Genomic DNA, 15,066 nt, shown 5'->3' on the forward strand with positions numbered 1-15,066 from the left:
TCTTATCCCCGACACGAATAGCTCGCGATCTCATCGGGATTTCCCTTACCGTCATAGGCAGCTTGAGTGGGATAAGCGCAGATCGGCTGGTGCTTGCCAGGGAATGCCTTGCTGCCAGCCGCGAGAGAGTCCGGAGCCTTGTCTTGGTTTATCCAGCCCTCGATGGCGGCCAAAGGATCAAAGTCGTCGAAGGCTTGGCCATCGCCGCAGTGGGTCATCCCCGGGATTATGAACATGCGCACGAAACGGCGAGTCGCTTCCAAATCGCCGCCGCCTGTGACCTCGACGACTTGCTTATACCAGCGCACCAGATCGTTGGCCGAGAAGACCGGATCGGAAAGTCCCTGAAACAAGAGCAGCTTTCCACCGTGGGCAGCGAAGCTGGCGAGATACGTGCCGGTCGCATCATTGAGCTTGGCCGTATCCGCAACGCGTGCCGGATCCTTGTCGAAGTCGAACTTCAGGGGGTCAAAATTCGGCGCCGGGGGCGTCATGAAGTAGTATTGTAGCGAGCGGGCTCCCAGAACGATGTTGTTTGCATCCGATTGGGAAGTGGGGGATTTGCCCAGCTTCCACATTCTCCAGTCCGCGCCCGCAACGCCCGTATCATATGGCCAATCGCTGTAAAGCTTTTCGCCATCGGAGCTTTCCGGACCCGCGAACGCGCGGCTCATGGCCTGCACTTGACCAGCCGTGAGGCAGCTGTCCGTCTTATCGCCTTGGCAGGACAGGACCTTTGGGTCGAACCGGCACTGCTGCCAGGCGTTGATGACGCCATCCTCAATGCCATCGCGGGCATCACAGGCAGCGAGAACCGCGTTGGCGACGAGGTTCAGATCCTGCTGGGAGAAGGCGCGGGATAGAATGGGATGGCCGGCCTCATCCTTGGGAGCGAAGCTCATGTACTCGCGAGTATCCCAGGCTTGGGCAATGTTGGCGGCACTGAGACGAAAACCCGGGCTACCTGCAACAATCCCGTCGAACTCGAGCGGATATCGCTGAGCCGCTATCAACGCCTCACGACCGCCATTCGAGCATCCCATGAACACCGACTTTTTCGGAGCCGCCCCATAGAACTTGGCCACCACCTGCTTCGAGACCGAAGTGACTTTGCCAATGGAGGCGTACGCAAAATCAATGCGTGCGGCTTGATCGACCCCGAAAGCCGGATCGGGGCTTGGGTGCCCGCCATCCATGCTTACAACAGCGTAGCCGCGCAAGAGCCCGGGAGCCGCGGTCGAGTTCCGGCAAGGAATGGTCCCGACGGCCGGCGCCAGGAAGCCATCAACTGCGCCGCCGCCCTGGAAAAGGAACATGTCGTTCCAGGTCGTCGGAAGACGCACCTCAAACCGGGTGCCATATGATTGACCATCGACCCCCTGGCGTTTCCCGATAACACCTCGGACAAGGCAGTGCCCGCCCACTTTTACCGCCTGAGGCGAGGCGCCGGTGAATGCAGTGAAGGGATCTGCGGGGATCTCCTGCGGCTTTTGAAGGCTAGCCTCGGTAAAGATCACGCTTGGAATTGTGAGCTTGGCGATGGACCGGCACGCCTGATCCGACGCGTTTGCCGCCAGTGCAGGCGCACATACACATATGATCGCCAAAATCAGTGCCAGGGTGCACCCGCGGTCCCGCAGCTTGAGCCCGTTAGCCAAGAACATACCCATCCTCCCTGGATGCCCCCGATAGCCCGAAAGCTGATCGCATTGGTAGCTAGTTGTGAGCTTTCAGAAGGTTATCCATCCGGTCCGAACCGGGAAAGCTGAGGTTGTCGAAGCTTCAGTGATTCCAGTGGGACCGGATGAACATCCATAAGAGTACCCGTCTGACGCCGCTCGGTCGAGAGCGAATTGTAATGCAGGTCGAGAGCGGACAGACGCCTGAGGCCGTCGCCAAAGCCGCAGGCGTCTGCCCGCGGACGGTTCGCAAATGGCTCGACCGGTATCGCGCCGAGGAAATGCCAGGATTGCGGGATCGCTCATCTCGCCCTCATCGGCTGCGCCGGCCGACGCTGGTGCGCGCGAGCGGTTGGATGGGCTTCTGACCGAAATGTTGGCCTGTAACATAAGCCGCTTCATCTTGCTTCGCAAGTTCGAGCTCGGCAACAATTCCGCGGCGGCAAACCGGCTGCTTGACCGACTGGAGTTCCTGCGCGGTGGGTCTTGATCCGCAAGTGCTCGCCGGCATCCGCAACACCGCATCGCTCGCCTGCGTCGGCAGGGTGAGCGCTATGTTCACCGATGGCTTGCGCGATATCAGCTCGGATCGACGCTGGGCGATCCTTGCCGTTTGCGCCGTGGAATGGGAGGCGGCGGTCGCCGATGCCGTGGTCGAGACCCATGACCGGATCGTAAGGAAGACCTGGCGAGAGACTAAGGAGGAAACGAGCTTGACGCTGCAGAGGCTCTATTCGGCCGACATATGCGAGCAATTCTATGAAGCGGACCGCGACGCCATTAGCCTCCTGCCGGTTTTCGTGGGTTTCGCGGGGTCGACAGAGACGGTGCGACTGAATGCCGAACACAGCGAGTTTCAGTGGGTCCCCTTCGATCAAGCGGTCAACATGGTTCCGTTTGCCGGGCAGCGGAACGTGCTCAGGCACGTCCAGAAAGAGTTCGTCGAGCAAGAGCCAAATCGCTGGCTGTTAATTCATCCGCCACGCTAGGCAGCCGGGACGACGCGAGCGGCCGATTCCCACCCCTCCGGGCCGTCAGGGAAGGTGGAAAATCGACCCAAAGCGTCCTCCAAGCGGCGAATTTCGAAGTAAGTTTTCCGCCTTGCTGGAACCCTGCACCTTCATAGAAGCGCAGAGTGGACTCCCTCCGAGATCCAGTCGCCAACAGAACCTTGTAGCAATCGGCGTTCCATGCTTTGTCGAGCGCGGCATGAAGGACGGCGCGGCCCAGCCCAGTAGCCCAGTCCGGCGATGGTTGGCATCTGTCACGACGTTTTCGATTACCCCGTAAAGACGGGCTCCCCGGGACAAGTTGGGAACGATCGCGAGTGTGCAGGACGACACGAGCAGCCCTGCCATATCGACCACGAAGACAGTGATCCGATTCGTATGATTGGAAAGTGGATAGTGACAGACCCTCAGCCTTCAAACCAACAACACACGAGCATGGGCGGGTAACCGCTGCATGTCGGTTGTCCACCCTACTGAGACAGATGGGAACCGGACAGCTCGCGACCCTTTTCGGACCTTGGTTCGAGTCGTCGTCTCGGCACTGATCAAACAGGCACGGAAACTCCCCGGCGAACTGTACCAGTCGTTGACCTGGGACCGAGGTAAAGAGCTCGCCGATCACCAGCGCCTGACCTTGGCCTCCGACGTCGAGGTCTACTTCTGTGATCCGCGGTCGCCGTGGCAGCGCGGCTCCAACGAAAACACCAACCGATTACTGCGCCAATATCTGCCGCGCGGAACCGATCTATCCCTGCACAGCCAGACTAAGCTCAGCGCGATCGCACGGCAGCTCAATGAGAGGCCGCGAAAGACCTTGCTTTATCAAACCCCAGCTGAAAAGTTCGCGGAGTGTGTTGCAGGGATCAGTTGAACCCACCCCGCTAAGCGGGCAGAATTTCTGCGACAGCATTTGCTGAAACCCTACTTTACAACAGTGTGGCGCTTCCGGCCGAGCGAAAGCCGGATCGGGAGGTCTTGGGACGATATCATTGTATCAATCTCGACGAAGTTGCCGTTGATCCGCACACCTCGTCCCGAGATCGCCCTTCGCGCTTCCCCTTTGGAGGAGGTCAATCCGGCGCGTACCAGCAAATCCACAAGGGCTACTCCGGCCAAGCCCTCGGCGTCATTTAGATGAAGCGTCGGTAGCCCCTCTGCGGCTTCGCCCTGCCCAAATGCTTGGCTAGCCGTGGCCTCCGCCTGTTTGGCGGCGTTAGTTCCATGTGCCAGGGCCGTAGCTTCGTTGGCCAGACGTTCTTTGACGGCGTTTAGCTCGGTTCCTTCAGCCTGTCCAAATCGCTCGATCTCGTCCATCGGCAGATCGGTGAAAAGCTTCAGGAACCGAACGACATCAGCGTCTTCCGTGTTACGCCAGAATTGCCAGTAATCGTATGGCGAAAGGCGATCTTCGTTGAGCCACACAGCTCCGGCAGCCGTCTTACCCATCTTGACACCTGAAGAAGTCGTCAGAAGCGGCGTAGTCACTCCGAAGACTTCCTTTCCATCCGTCCGCCGTATCAAGTCGATGCCATTGATGATGTTCCCCCACTGGTCGGCTCCACCCATCTGCAGACGGCAACCGGTCCGGCGGGATAGCTCAAGGAAGTCGAACGCTTGGAGGATCATGTAGTTGAATTCTAAGAAGCTCAGGTTCTCCTGCTTTTCCAGCCGCGACTTCACACTCTCGAAAGAGAGCATCCGATTGACGGAGAAATGCCTGCCGACGTCTCTCAGCATGTCGATCCAACGAATGCTGTCCAGCCAGTCGGCATTGTTCACCATCACGGCATCCGTCGGGCCGTCTCCGAAGACAAGGAGACGGCCAAAGACCTTTCTGATCCCTTCAATGTTGGCGGCGATCCGCTCGTCCGTCAGCATCGGCCGCGCGTCCGAACGGAAGCTGGGATCGCCGATGCGGGTGGTCCCACCCCCAATGAGAACGATGGGTTTATGGCCAGTCTGCTGAAGATGACGAAGCGCCATGATCAGAAGAAGATGGCCGACATGAAGACTGTCAGCCGTCGCATCGAAACCAGCGTAAGCGGGTACGACGCCTGATTCAAAGGCGGCATCGACACCCGGCAGGTCGGTCCCTTGATTTACATAGCCGCGCTCAATGAGCGTCTTCAAAGCGGCCGAACATGGTTCGGAATGACCGGTTGATAAATCGGGAAGTGCCATAGGGAATCCTCCTGGTATTGCCGCCAGGGGGTCCTCTCAATGAACAAGCCGCCTGACGGCGGCTTGTTTCAAGGCATGATCGAAACGCGCCGCTCCTTATGGAAGCGTCGCATAATAGATTGCAGCGATGGGCGCGGACTTGATCATGTGCCGATGCATAAAGGACTTTATCCGCACCTGCAAGCAATCTGAAATGGCTACTTCGGGGAGCTGCCGAGCCTTTGTCGCGACGATTTTGCAACTGACTTTTGCACCGTCGCAGAACTCAACTTTTGCGACAACATCTCACCAAGGCGTCCGGGCTCTAGAAAAAAGTCCCCCTCCCCTGTTGCGGTCACTATGCATTTTTATATAGTCACCGTAGTCACAATGGTCACGGAGGCCAGAATGCAGTCTGCTCCAAAAGAGGATGCCAACTGGACCGTCGCTCGGGCCAAGGCGCGGCTGTCGGAAGTCATCGAGCGTGCGCAGGCGGCGCCGCAAACGATCACGCGCAACGGTAGGCCAAGCGTCGTTGTCGTCTCCGCCGAGGAATGGCAACGCAAGACGGTGCGCAAGGGTACGCTTGCGGAGTTTCTGCTGGAGTCGCCGCTACGCGGCGCGGAACTCGACCTTGAGCGTCAACGCGATGAACCGCGTGATCTGCCGCTGTGAGGCTACTGCTGGACACGAATGTCCTGTCCGAGGTGACAAGGCCGGCGCCGGACGCACGCGTTCTGGAATGGCTGGACAAGCTCGACGAGGATCGCTCGTTCATCAGCGTGGTGTCGATCGCGGAAATCCGGCGCGGCGTTGCTCTCATGGGCGAGGGTCGGAAGCGTGAGGCGCTGGCCGAATGGCTTGCCCGAGACCTGCCTCAGCGTTTCGAGCAGAGAGTCCTCCCCGTCGACGAGCCGGTTGCTCTGGCCTGGGGCGATCTGATGGGTCTTGCGAAGCGCCGCGGCCGCGGGCTGACGTCAATGGACGGATTGATCGCAGCCACAGCGATTGCCCAGGAGCTCACTCTGGCAACGCGTAATATGAAGGATTTCGAAGGCTTCGGAATAGAGCTCTTCGATCCGTGGACTGCGTGAATCGCCCAGCACCTCATCCCGAATGCTCGAAGCGAATTTCGAAAAACAAGTGTGGGTTTGCTCTCATACCCTTTGCTGAAATGTTGTGACAGAGCGCATGGAATGCCACGCGCTTCAAATCGGAGTAGCCATCCAGGAAGCCTGAAGCCCTTTGAAGCGCATGTCCGTCAGCTATTCATAGCGTGGATGACTTTGATCGAAACAAACGATTTCATAACTCTTCGGAAATCTTGCATGGACAAAAGCACGTCCGCACCGATCACCCATCCAAGGAGAAAATCTTCCATGCGCCCTGACGTGCAGTGGAGGTCGTGCCGAGAAGTGAGTTGCAACTGGCCGACCATGTCGGCGGTTCGACGCTAGTCGTCCCCAATGTTCCTGAGCTGCGAAGTCTTGCAGGCGAGCCCGCTGCCCAGCGCGATTCTGCTTGTGGGCGGGCTTATTGCCGCAGGCAGATCCGGTCGGCTCGTCTGGGCAGCGGATTGGAGACCCGGCCGGCAGCGCTACCATACAACATCAGCGCACTTTACATCTACGCGGTATTGCCGTGCTTCCAGTCGGTGCCATGTTTGGCCGACGCATGACGCGATGCGGCCTCCTGCACAGCCGAAGGCGTTATCGGATGTGCGACCGGGAAGCAGGTGGACAGTGCAGCACGTGTCACTCGCTGTGCGACGGTCTTTCGGGGAATGAAATCGGGCCAGTTCACGGCGCGGTGATCCAGCCAAGCTCTCGGCGTCATGGAACGGCAGGCGCCACGATCGAAGCATCTCATGTTGATTCAGGCGGACCCCTTATGAGGCGTTCTTTGATGCCGGTGATGCCTGACAGGCGGTTGCAGCTGCAAGCGACAATGCGGCCTATTTAGTTGGAAACGGAGGCAGGCCAATTTGGCTTGCCCGTCACTATGTGGAGAAAGAAATGCTGTGTCTAGGAATTAGCGGCGGACTTGACCAAGTCCATGAAAACCGATTCGAGCTTCGGAACGCCTTTATGCACGATGGCGCCGCGGTGCTCGTCCGAGACGGACGGGTGATAGCAGCCGTCGAAGAGGAACGCCTCAATCGGATGAAACACTCCAACAAGCTCCCAATTCGTTCGATTCAATACTGTCTGTCAGCGGCGGGGGTTCAGCTCAACGACATTGATCGTGTCGCGCTCTACGCCAGCGAGCCCTATGCCAACGCCATGCTTGAAGGTATGTCCGCATCCCACCCGGACATTCTCTCCATTCCGTTGGATGCTAAAACGTTGGTGCAGGATCTGTTAACGCGTGAGTTCGGCACTAAGTTGGACAGTTCGCGTATTTCATTCGTAAGTCATCATCAGGCGCACGCCGTGAGCGCCTTTGCAATGTCGGGCTTCGAACAAAGTCTCATTCTAGCGATTGATGGCTCTGGTGATTTCCTATCGGGCCTCTTGGCGGTAGGGTCTGGCACAGAAATTACGCAACTCGAGGCTTTCCCCGAGAACAATTCTCTTGGGCTGTTTTATCTCGAGACGATCCGCTATCTCGGCTACGGCTTGTTCGACGAGTATAAGGTAATGGGACTCGCGCCCTACGGCGACCCCGCTCCCTATCGCGAGCTCTTCGAGCAGTTCTACGAGCTCTCCGCCAACGGCGGTGGCTACCGTGTTCACCTCGACCGCATCGGTCCGGCGTTGCTCCGCAATATCGAGGTCAGGCGAAAGGGAATGCCCTTCACCCAGCAGCATCGAGATGTGAGTGCGTCACTGCAGGAAGCGCTTGAGCGGATCGTGTTCCACATTCTCCGGCATCACCGTGAGGCCACCGGCATGAAGCGGTTGTGCCTGGCGGGGGGGGTGGCCCACAACTGTACGATGAACGGTAAGCTGCTGTATTCAGGGCTTTTCGAAGACATCTTCGTGCAACCCGCGTCTCACGACGCTGGCTGCGCATTGGGAGCTGCGCTGATAGTCTCTAACGAGATGGGCCGCCCCGCGCCGTGTGAGCGACTGCAGGAGGTCTATTGGGGTCCTGATCTCGGGAGCGAGCGCGCCGTGCAACAGGAACTGAATGCATGGGCCGGACATCTCGAGGTTGAACGCTCTGATGACGTGGCAAGCAGTGCAGCCGACTGGATCGCCAACGGCGCCGTGATCGGCTGGGTGCAGGGTCGTTCGGAGTTTGGGCCACGTGCGCTGGGCAACCGCAGCATTCTTGCCGACCCTCGGCCCGCCGCAAACAAGGACCGGATCAATGCGATGGTCAAGAAGCGCGAAGGCTATCGGCCCTTCGCGCCATCTGTGCTGGAGGAGGATGCGAGCGAATTTTTCGACCTCCCGGACGGTAGGCACGAATTTCCATTCATGAATTTCGTCGTTCGCGTGCGTGACTCAAAGCGCGCCTTGCTCGGTGCCATCACGCACGTCGACGGTACCGCTCGCCTGCAAACAGTATCGCACAACGCCAATCCCGCGTACTGGGAGGTCATCAATGCGTTCAAGAAGCGCACAGGCACTCCAATTCTGCTCAATACGTCCTTTAACAACAATGCCGAACCGATCGTGGATTCGGTTGCAGACGCGATTGCCACCTTTCTGACGACAGAGCTGGATGGACTTGTGGTCGGGCCCTTCCTGGTAAAAAAGCGGGCTGCAACGCTGCAGGATTGGACTGCGCTTGCGGTTTCGTTGCCGCCCTATGTGTCCCTCCATCAAACCCGCGCTTACAAAGCGCCAGATCGTCGGGAAACTCACTGCGAGATCAGCACGACCCACTTCAACAGTGACAGTGTGCGAATTTCACACGACTTGTTTAATCTGCTGATGCGGATTGAGGGCGAAGCCATGTTGGGAGATCTCCTCAATACAATTGCGCCGGATCAGGCTAAGCGTGACGCTGTGATGGAGGGCCTGCGACGACTGTGGGAGCAGCGCCTCGTTCGGTTGCATCCCTCACAAGCTGCTCGCACGGATCAAGACTGCGATCAAACGCTGGACCAGCATAACAGGCTCTCAGCGTGATAGCGATGCCGCTATCAATGCTGGGATAATAATCGTTTTCAGCGACGCCGCGTCCCTGCTCACTTCGGGCTGGCGGTCGACTTCATCACAGGGTTGATTCGTCCACTTCATGTTGGACGACCCGGACGCGCAGAAAAAAGCGCCTGCGGCGGGTCCTTTGTTAACCACCATGATGCGGGACCACAGCGACAGGGCGTGCCGGAGACGGTCAATCCGGCCGGCGATGTCGTCGCCGGCGGCGACGGTCTCATTCAGGATCAGCATCGACCAAAGAGCGAGGCCACTGCCGTTATGCTCGAGATCTGGGGACGGCGGCTTGGCGATCGCCGTCTACTCGGCGTTTCTCGAACTCACTGCATGCAAGACCGTGACGAAGCCCTTCACATTGCGGGTCGGGACATAGCTGGCTTCTTGGCGCGCTACCACCGCTAGAGATGCAGACTTCGCCCGACAGCTCCTGCTGGAGCGCGGCTTGGATCTGATGGCAGAATTCTTGCGGAGACGCGGACAAGTGGGGAGCACTCCAACCCTACACACGCGTCACTGGCTATCAGTGTTGACCGTATAATCTTCGGAATGGCAATGGCATATTTTACAAAGCACGACCGCAATCAAATTATATACCGCAGCTGGGAAGAGCCGGAACAGTCAAGCGCAAGGATGAGAATTTTGGTCCTCAAGCTTGATCATGTCGGCGACTTTTGGATGTCTCTAGGGGCCCTAAAGGACCTTCGTCAGCGTTTTGCGCATGCCCACATTACGCTGGTGGTGGGAAGCTGGAACATCGCTACTGCAAAACAGTTCGACCTCGCCGACGATCACATTGCTTTTGACTTTTTTCCTCGCAACCCAAAAGTCAAAACGCGCAAAGAAGCCGCCGACATAAGGCCGCTGCTGACCGGCGAGTTTGATCTTGCCATTGATATGCGTGTTCCGGAAGAAACAAGGCCGATCTTGCTTGAAGTCCCCGCCAGGCACCGTGCCGCGATAGTTGATCCGTACAGCATGCATCAGATCGATATTGCGATAGCGCCATTCAATCTGAAACTGCGCAGAACCATCTTCTACAAGCTGGTCCAAAAAATAGGGCTTGCTAACAAAATCCCTCGTAGATGGCTTGATTGGTTCATTGACCGCAAGCAGGTGCGTCTCCAGCATGTGTCAGAAATCCTCCTCTTTCTGGTCGCAAAGGCAGCTGCCTATTTCGAAAGCGGAGCGGGTCACCCACAGAATTCGACTACAGGCAATGCCCCGATTGTCGTGGCTCCGTTCTCCAATTCCAGCCTGCGAGATTGGCCGATTGAAAGTTTTGGCAAAGTTGTCGCTGCTCTTTCGACCCGTGGTGAGGTGGTCCTCGTTGCCCGTGGCGAATGCCTGGAAGCGCTTGAGGAGGTTGCGAAGATAGCTCGGGATTGTGGAGCCGCGAACATTCGGACGGCTGTCGACTTGTCGGAATTGGAATTCAATTATCTCGTGAATTCGGCCGCGCTCGTCGTTTCGAACAATTCAGGCACCGGGCATGTCGCCGCCCAGCTTGGCCGCCCTACTATCGGCATTTTCACGGCGTCACATCTACCGGAGATTTGGGGGTTTCGAGGTCCCCTGGTCAGCATGCTTATGAGTGTTATTGAATGTCGCGGGTGTGGTCTGGACCAAGTGCGGCATTGTCCGGTCAAAGTCCGATGCAAGTTCGACATCACGCCGGATCTCGTGATTGCCGAGGTAAACGCCTTGATGAATCATTGTAAGGGTACGGCACAAGCTTAGTGGCTCGCGGTCACCATAACCGCGATTGTCCAGATCTTGGTCGCTGATTCAATCGCTACAAACATCTAAAGGCCGAAATTCAGAATCGAATCGACTTGGTCGAAGGACCGCAGTGGCGATATCACCCCCTGGGCCGGGCGACCATTTCGTTTTCGTTCGCATGCCCGTCCATAGCGACAGCGCCACTAACAGCAGATGAACCACACAAAGTGAGGGAGACCCCAATTAAGTGAAGCGACAGCTGGCCCAAGGCGCCTGGCTGAAGGCGCATGAAACCTCATATCACCGGGCAGACCGGCACCGGAAAGACTTGGCTGGCCTGCGCCTTCGGACGTCAGGCCGCCCGGCTCGATCATTCCGTGCTCTACCTGCGCATGCCGCGTCTGTTCGAAGATCTCGCCCTGGCGCGTCATTGTCTCGGTCGAGGGGTGCACTCCACGACTGTCTCGTTTTTGCGAAATACGCACGTCCGACGCAGCTTGCGTTGACAAAGGCGGTTTTACGCGCAGTTGCAATAGCACTTCCGCCGGCCTATTTTTGTGGGGTTCAATTGTGGTTCGGCCAAGGGCGCTTTGGGCGCCGGACCGGCCCCGTGTAAACCTCATTAAAGAGCTAGGAACCCTGCCATGGAAGAATTCTTATCGCGCATCGCCACTAGTGCCGGCATCGGCCCGGCTCTCGCAGAGAAGGCCGTTGGGTTAATGCTGGGTTTCCTGCAACGCCACGCGGCCGACGGTCCCGTTGCGCGCATGATCGAGGCCATTCCCGGAGCGTCGGAATTAGTGGCGAAGTATCATGGCGATGACCCAGAGGGCGGAGGCGGCCTCATGGGGCTCGGCCAGCAATTGATGAGTGAGGGTCTCAGCCTTGTAAAGATCGCCGCCATCGCCAACGAGACGATTGCCTTCGCCAAGGAACATGCCGGCGACGAACTCGTGGACGAGGTCCTCAATTCCGTTCCTGGCCTTCCCCAGTTCGTCTGATCAGCGGCAGCCGGGGGCGCATGACCTCGTGCGCCCGTGCCGGCCCGTCTGCGCAGGTAGGCATTCTCCGCCGAGCGTTCCGTACCGATCTCGCCAGACCACCAACCGCCGGGCACGCGAAGCGAGCGTTGGAGTACTTCATTCGTCTATTCCAAAATCGACCTCAGGCGAATCGATGTGTATAATTTCTGGCGGTAAGGGTTTATCCTGAACGCCTTCGATGAAGCCCGCGAGATAAGCAAACGTATTGTATTTCTCGAGGACCAACCGCTTCGCCTCTCGTATTGCGCCGCGACGCTCCTTCCAGAGGTCCGACTTGATGATTTCTTGAATTTTTTGGATTACGTTCTTGTCCTCTGGGTCAATCAGAACCATTGAGTCCGAAGGGAAGAACCTCGTGATTGCCGGGCTGCCGTAATAGATCGGCATTGTTTCAGCAACGAAGCAGTCCATAAGCTTCTCTGTAAAATAGTAATCAGCACGAGTATTCTCGAAAGCTATACTGTAACGGTAAGGTGCGAGTGCGTTCCATTTGTCTCCAATCAGCCGAAAACCTCGGCCGAACAGGTCAAAATCGAGCTCCTCTCTCAGCCGTTCCAGAAACGCCAGCCGATATCGATGCCCTTTAAGCAGGGCGATGTTACTGGTAATCCATGAGAGCCGAAGCGGCTTGTCCACGACTTCGCTGACCAGAAGTTGGTCATATGTCTTGTTTACAGACCAAGACCGAGTGATAGGTGGAGCCAAAACGAATCGGCGCGCTGCATTCTGCCGAGCAGCCAGCTCTGCGTCAGACGTCAGGACGATAGTATTTTTCCCCTGCCCTTCATGAAATGCGCGATGAGCTTTCGTCGGCGGTTCGCCGATTGCAAAAATTGTCCTGTTTGGGCTCGCCTCGATATCAACAGGGAGCCCAAAAAGAGAAGCAGAGTTAAAGACGATATGCCAATCGGGCACGAAGGATGTCGTGCGTACAAAAGCGACATTGTTCCAGATTCCACTGCCCTTTGGAGTGAGTTGGTGGATTGCATCATCCAAAACGCCCCAAGAATCCAGACATGTAGCAACAATGGGCGCCGGACGTTCCGTCAACAATTTGGCCAACAAAGCAGTTCCACCCCATTCACTTCCGTTGGACCGGGAGCAACTTGTGCATCGGGCGCAAGACCTCTTTGCGCCTGAAATAGCTCGCGATCCTGATCGATATCAAACACACGATTCTGTGCGACTTCGCGCCATTCGACAACTCATCTCTAAGACCGCGGGAATCCCTTCACTCGTGAAGGTACTCAATCGCCATTCCGGATTGCGGTAAGATTGGGCAGCATAAACCTGCCGGGACCCGCCGTCGAGGCAATTGTCGCTTTGCACTTAACCAGGTTCTTCCTCACTTTGTGTGGTGATCAGGCCGGTTGAGTGGCAGCATGCGTGCCCTAAGGAGTTCGGAGCCCGCTCTGCAGTACATCGCACGCCGCCGCGCCGCCGCACTCGCAGCTAAGCCGTTGAATAAAATGCAGACTGGTTTTTCTGAGGCTGCACGTGCCGCGGTCGTGCCGGTCTTTCATTGCGTGAGGCCGAACGTGCGATTGCAGCTCCTGCCGCCGCGCAAAGAGAGATTCAAGATTTGCGCCAACTGCGCTTGGCCGGCAGGTGGCATAGAGCGGCGCCTGAGAATGAAAGTGCCGGCCGCCCAGCCTTCATAGCCGTTCCTCCTTTGTGGCGTGACGGCCCGAAAGTCGCCATCGCGTCAGATGTTCATCAGGGTTCGGCATAGCCGGGGCTCGTCCGGCGACAGTCATGGCAGCGACTTCGCTTCTGGAGCCGCTCATCCGGCCGATAAGAACACATGCGCGTCCTAAGCTGTAATTCATCCGCCGGAGCTGACCAAAGCCACCTTGCTCTGGGTTGCGGCAATGGCGATTGCAGGCGAGAAGCCGAGAAGAACCGATGCGGCGAGGAGTCCTGAGGCCATCCGTCCACGAGACGTCACCAGGGAACGAAGTATTGCGTTCCGCGTTACACTACCGTATATACGTCCGCAGCACAGGAGCGCGCCATGGCCACCACAGTCACCAGGAAGGAAACACCCGTCTCGATGCGGTTTCGCGACGATGATCTCACCATCATCGACCGCGGCGCGGAGCTGCTCGGCCTGTCGCGCACCGAGTTCATGCGGCGCGCCGCGCTGCACGAGGCGCAGGCGGCCATCCTCAACGAAACCGTCATCCGCGTGTCCCCGGAAGCTTATGACGCCTTCATGCAGGCGATCTCAGCCCCCGCCGCTGCGCCCCCGCCGAAGGCGACCGAGCGGCTGCGTCGGTCCCCGCCCTGGGACCGTTAGGTGGCGCTTTCAGGCATCGAACTCCTCGACGACGCGCACCGCCTCGACAGCTTCGATTGCGGCAAGCCGGCGCTCAACGCTTGGCTGGCCGGCTTCGCGCGAACGAACCAGGTCCGCGGCTTTACCCGCGTCCTGGTCGTTCACGATGAGGGAACAGTCGTCGGCTATTACGGCCTCGCGCCGGGCGTGATCCAGCCAAACAGCGCACCGCGCGCCATCCGCACCGGACGCCCGCCCGATCCGATCCCCTGCCTGTTGATTGGACAACTCGCCGTCGACCATCGCTATGCCGGACAAGGCATCGGCAGCGGCCTGGTCAAGGACGCGCTGCATCGCTGCGTCGCCGGCGCCGACATCGTCGGCGGCCGCGCAGTGGTGGTGCGGGCGATCGACGCCGAGGCCGAGCGCTACTGGCAGAGCTGGGGCTTCATTCCCGCGCGGGACAATCCGTCGGTGCTCATGCGCTCGATCCAGGACGTGGGCCTCTGGCTGGCCGACAAAGGCCACTAGCTCCACGCGCGTAGCGCCTCCCGCAGCGGCAGCGTCCGGGCGCGCCGGCCTGCAGCCGGATGACGATCCCTCACTCAGGGCCAGAGGGAGACGGCGGTCAGAGCGAGGAAGCTAGCAATAATCTGGGCGACTGGGCTGCCTACCAGGTCCCGTCTCGTTAAGGCGCTAGAGGATACTGGATCCAGCCGCCAAAGACCGGGAGATGGCGCGGCGCGCGGACTTTGGGATGATAGTCTGGGACGGCGCATCGCCCGGCACCGCCGTCAACGTGCTTCAGCTCGCCATCGCGAACAAGCCGTGCGTCATTTGCGATCTGGCCAGGGGCAGCATGGCGACTACGTACAATGTGGGAGACTGGTGCGCCATGCTCCGCGATGCCGGTCCAGACATTCGGCGCGCCAAGCCGAAGCCCGCATGGAGTTGTGTGCGTCGAGTTCTGCAAAATGGCGTGGCATTGCGGTGACGTCGGCGTGTACGCCCCCCAGCCCCCCGGGTTTGCGGCGGGGGGGGCACACCGCCGGGGGGAGGCGGCCA

12 protein-coding genes and 3 pseudogenes are annotated in these 15,066 nt (G+C 58.6%); 11 read left to right on the forward strand and 4 right to left on the reverse strand.

The genetic code is table 11. The features are described 5' to 3' along the window. Positions 1-2 precede the first annotated feature (2 nt). The gene (locus NKJ72_RS29330; RefSeq protein WP_352480551.1) at positions 3-1,664 is read right to left on the reverse strand and encodes a tannase/feruloyl esterase family alpha/beta hydrolase; all 1,662 of its coding nucleotides are present in this window, start codon (positions 1,662-1,664) and stop codon (positions 3-5) included. Positions 1,665-1,804: 140 nt separating this feature from the next. Between NKJ72_RS29330 and NKJ72_RS29335 the strand changes: the two are divergent. From NKJ72_RS29335 to NKJ72_RS29350, 3 pseudogenes are all read left to right on the forward strand, one after another. Beyond that, a pseudogene (locus NKJ72_RS29335) lies at positions 1,805-2,020 on the forward strand (leucine zipper domain-containing protein); the annotation flags it as partial. Next, positions 2,014-2,401 (forward strand): annotated as a pseudogene (locus NKJ72_RS29340) (Tn3 family transposase); the annotation flags it as partial. The pseudogenes NKJ72_RS29335 and NKJ72_RS29340, both read left to right, overlap by 7 nt. Positions 2,402-3,212: 811 nt before the next feature. Beyond that, positions 3,213-3,560 (forward strand): annotated as a pseudogene (locus NKJ72_RS29350) (IS30 family transposase); the annotation flags it as partial. A 50-nt stretch (positions 3,561-3,610) separates the two neighbouring features. Here the strand turns inward: NKJ72_RS29350 and tyrS are convergent. Beyond that, positions 3,611-4,870, reverse strand: a complete 1,260-nt coding sequence (gene tyrS, locus NKJ72_RS29355) for a tyrosine--tRNA ligase (protein WP_352480553.1) — start codon at positions 4,868-4,870, stop codon at positions 3,611-3,613. Between the two features lie 387 nt (positions 4,871-5,257). Here tyrS and NKJ72_RS29360 point away from each other — a divergent pair, with 387 nt between their 5' ends. From NKJ72_RS29360 to NKJ72_RS29370, 3 genes are all read left to right on the forward strand, one after another. Next, positions 5,258-5,524 (forward strand): type II toxin-antitoxin system prevent-host-death family antitoxin, encoded by a 267-nt coding sequence (locus NKJ72_RS29360; protein ID WP_023679089.1) that lies wholly within the window; start codon positions 5,258-5,260, stop codon positions 5,522-5,524. Beyond that, positions 5,521-5,943, forward strand: a complete 423-nt coding sequence (locus tag NKJ72_RS29365; protein WP_352480554.1) for a type II toxin-antitoxin system VapC family toxin — start codon at positions 5,521-5,523, stop codon at positions 5,941-5,943. The genes NKJ72_RS29360 and NKJ72_RS29365 overlap by 4 nt, the downstream gene beginning before the upstream one ends. 921 nt (positions 5,944-6,864) lie before the next feature. Continuing rightward, entirely contained in the window at positions 6,865-8,931 is a 2,067-nt protein-coding gene (locus NKJ72_RS29370; protein ID WP_023679092.1) for a carbamoyltransferase family protein, read from the forward strand. On the opposite strand, the gene NKJ72_RS29375 is transcribed toward NKJ72_RS29370, so the two are convergent. Continuing rightward, a complete protein-coding gene (locus tag NKJ72_RS29375) occupies positions 8,923-9,195 on the reverse strand; it encodes a hypothetical protein (protein WP_352480555.1) in 273 nt (90 codons plus the stop codon). The two genes, NKJ72_RS29370 and NKJ72_RS29375, sit on opposite strands and share 9 nt — an antisense overlap. Before the next feature lie 318 nt (positions 9,196-9,513). Here NKJ72_RS29375 and NKJ72_RS29380 point away from each other — a divergent pair, with 318 nt between their 5' ends. From NKJ72_RS29380 to NKJ72_RS29390, 3 genes are all read left to right on the forward strand, one after another. Continuing rightward, complete coding sequence (locus tag NKJ72_RS29380) at positions 9,514-10,698, forward strand: glycosyltransferase family 9 protein (protein ID WP_352480556.1); 1,185 nt, start codon at positions 9,514-9,516, stop codon at positions 10,696-10,698. Positions 10,699-10,967: 269 nt separating this feature from the next. After that, positions 10,968-11,186 (forward strand): ATP-binding protein, encoded by a 219-nt coding sequence (locus NKJ72_RS29385; RefSeq protein ID WP_502901916.1) that lies wholly within the window; start codon positions 10,968-10,970, stop codon positions 11,184-11,186. Between the two features lie 138 nt (positions 11,187-11,324). Then, a complete protein-coding gene (locus NKJ72_RS29390) occupies positions 11,325-11,681 on the forward strand; it encodes a hypothetical protein (RefSeq protein ID WP_352480557.1) in 357 nt (118 codons plus the stop codon). A 138-nt stretch (positions 11,682-11,819) separates the two neighbouring features. On the opposite strand, the gene NKJ72_RS29395 is transcribed toward NKJ72_RS29390, so the two are convergent. Further along, positions 11,820-12,785, reverse strand: a complete 966-nt coding sequence (locus NKJ72_RS29395; protein WP_352480558.1) for a glycosyltransferase family 10 domain-containing protein — start codon at positions 12,783-12,785, stop codon at positions 11,820-11,822. Positions 12,786-13,737: 952 nt separating this feature from the next. Between NKJ72_RS29395 and NKJ72_RS29400 the strand changes: the two genes are divergently transcribed. Both NKJ72_RS29400 and NKJ72_RS29405 read left to right on the forward strand, forming a co-directional pair. Then, on the forward strand, positions 13,738-14,022 hold the full coding sequence (locus NKJ72_RS29400) for a type II toxin-antitoxin system TacA family antitoxin (protein ID WP_352480559.1): 285 nt from the start codon (positions 13,738-13,740) through the stop codon (positions 14,020-14,022). Next, positions 14,023-14,532 (forward strand): GNAT family N-acetyltransferase, encoded by a 510-nt coding sequence (locus NKJ72_RS29405; protein WP_023679117.1) that lies wholly within the window; start codon positions 14,023-14,025, stop codon positions 14,530-14,532. The last annotated feature ends 534 nt before the right edge of the window (positions 14,533-15,066 follow it).

Origin of the sequence: Mesorhizobium sp. M0045 (assembly GCF_040323385.1) — a bacterium.
In the GTDB taxonomy this organism is placed as follows: domain Bacteria; phylum Pseudomonadota; class Alphaproteobacteria; order Rhizobiales; family Rhizobiaceae; genus Mesorhizobium.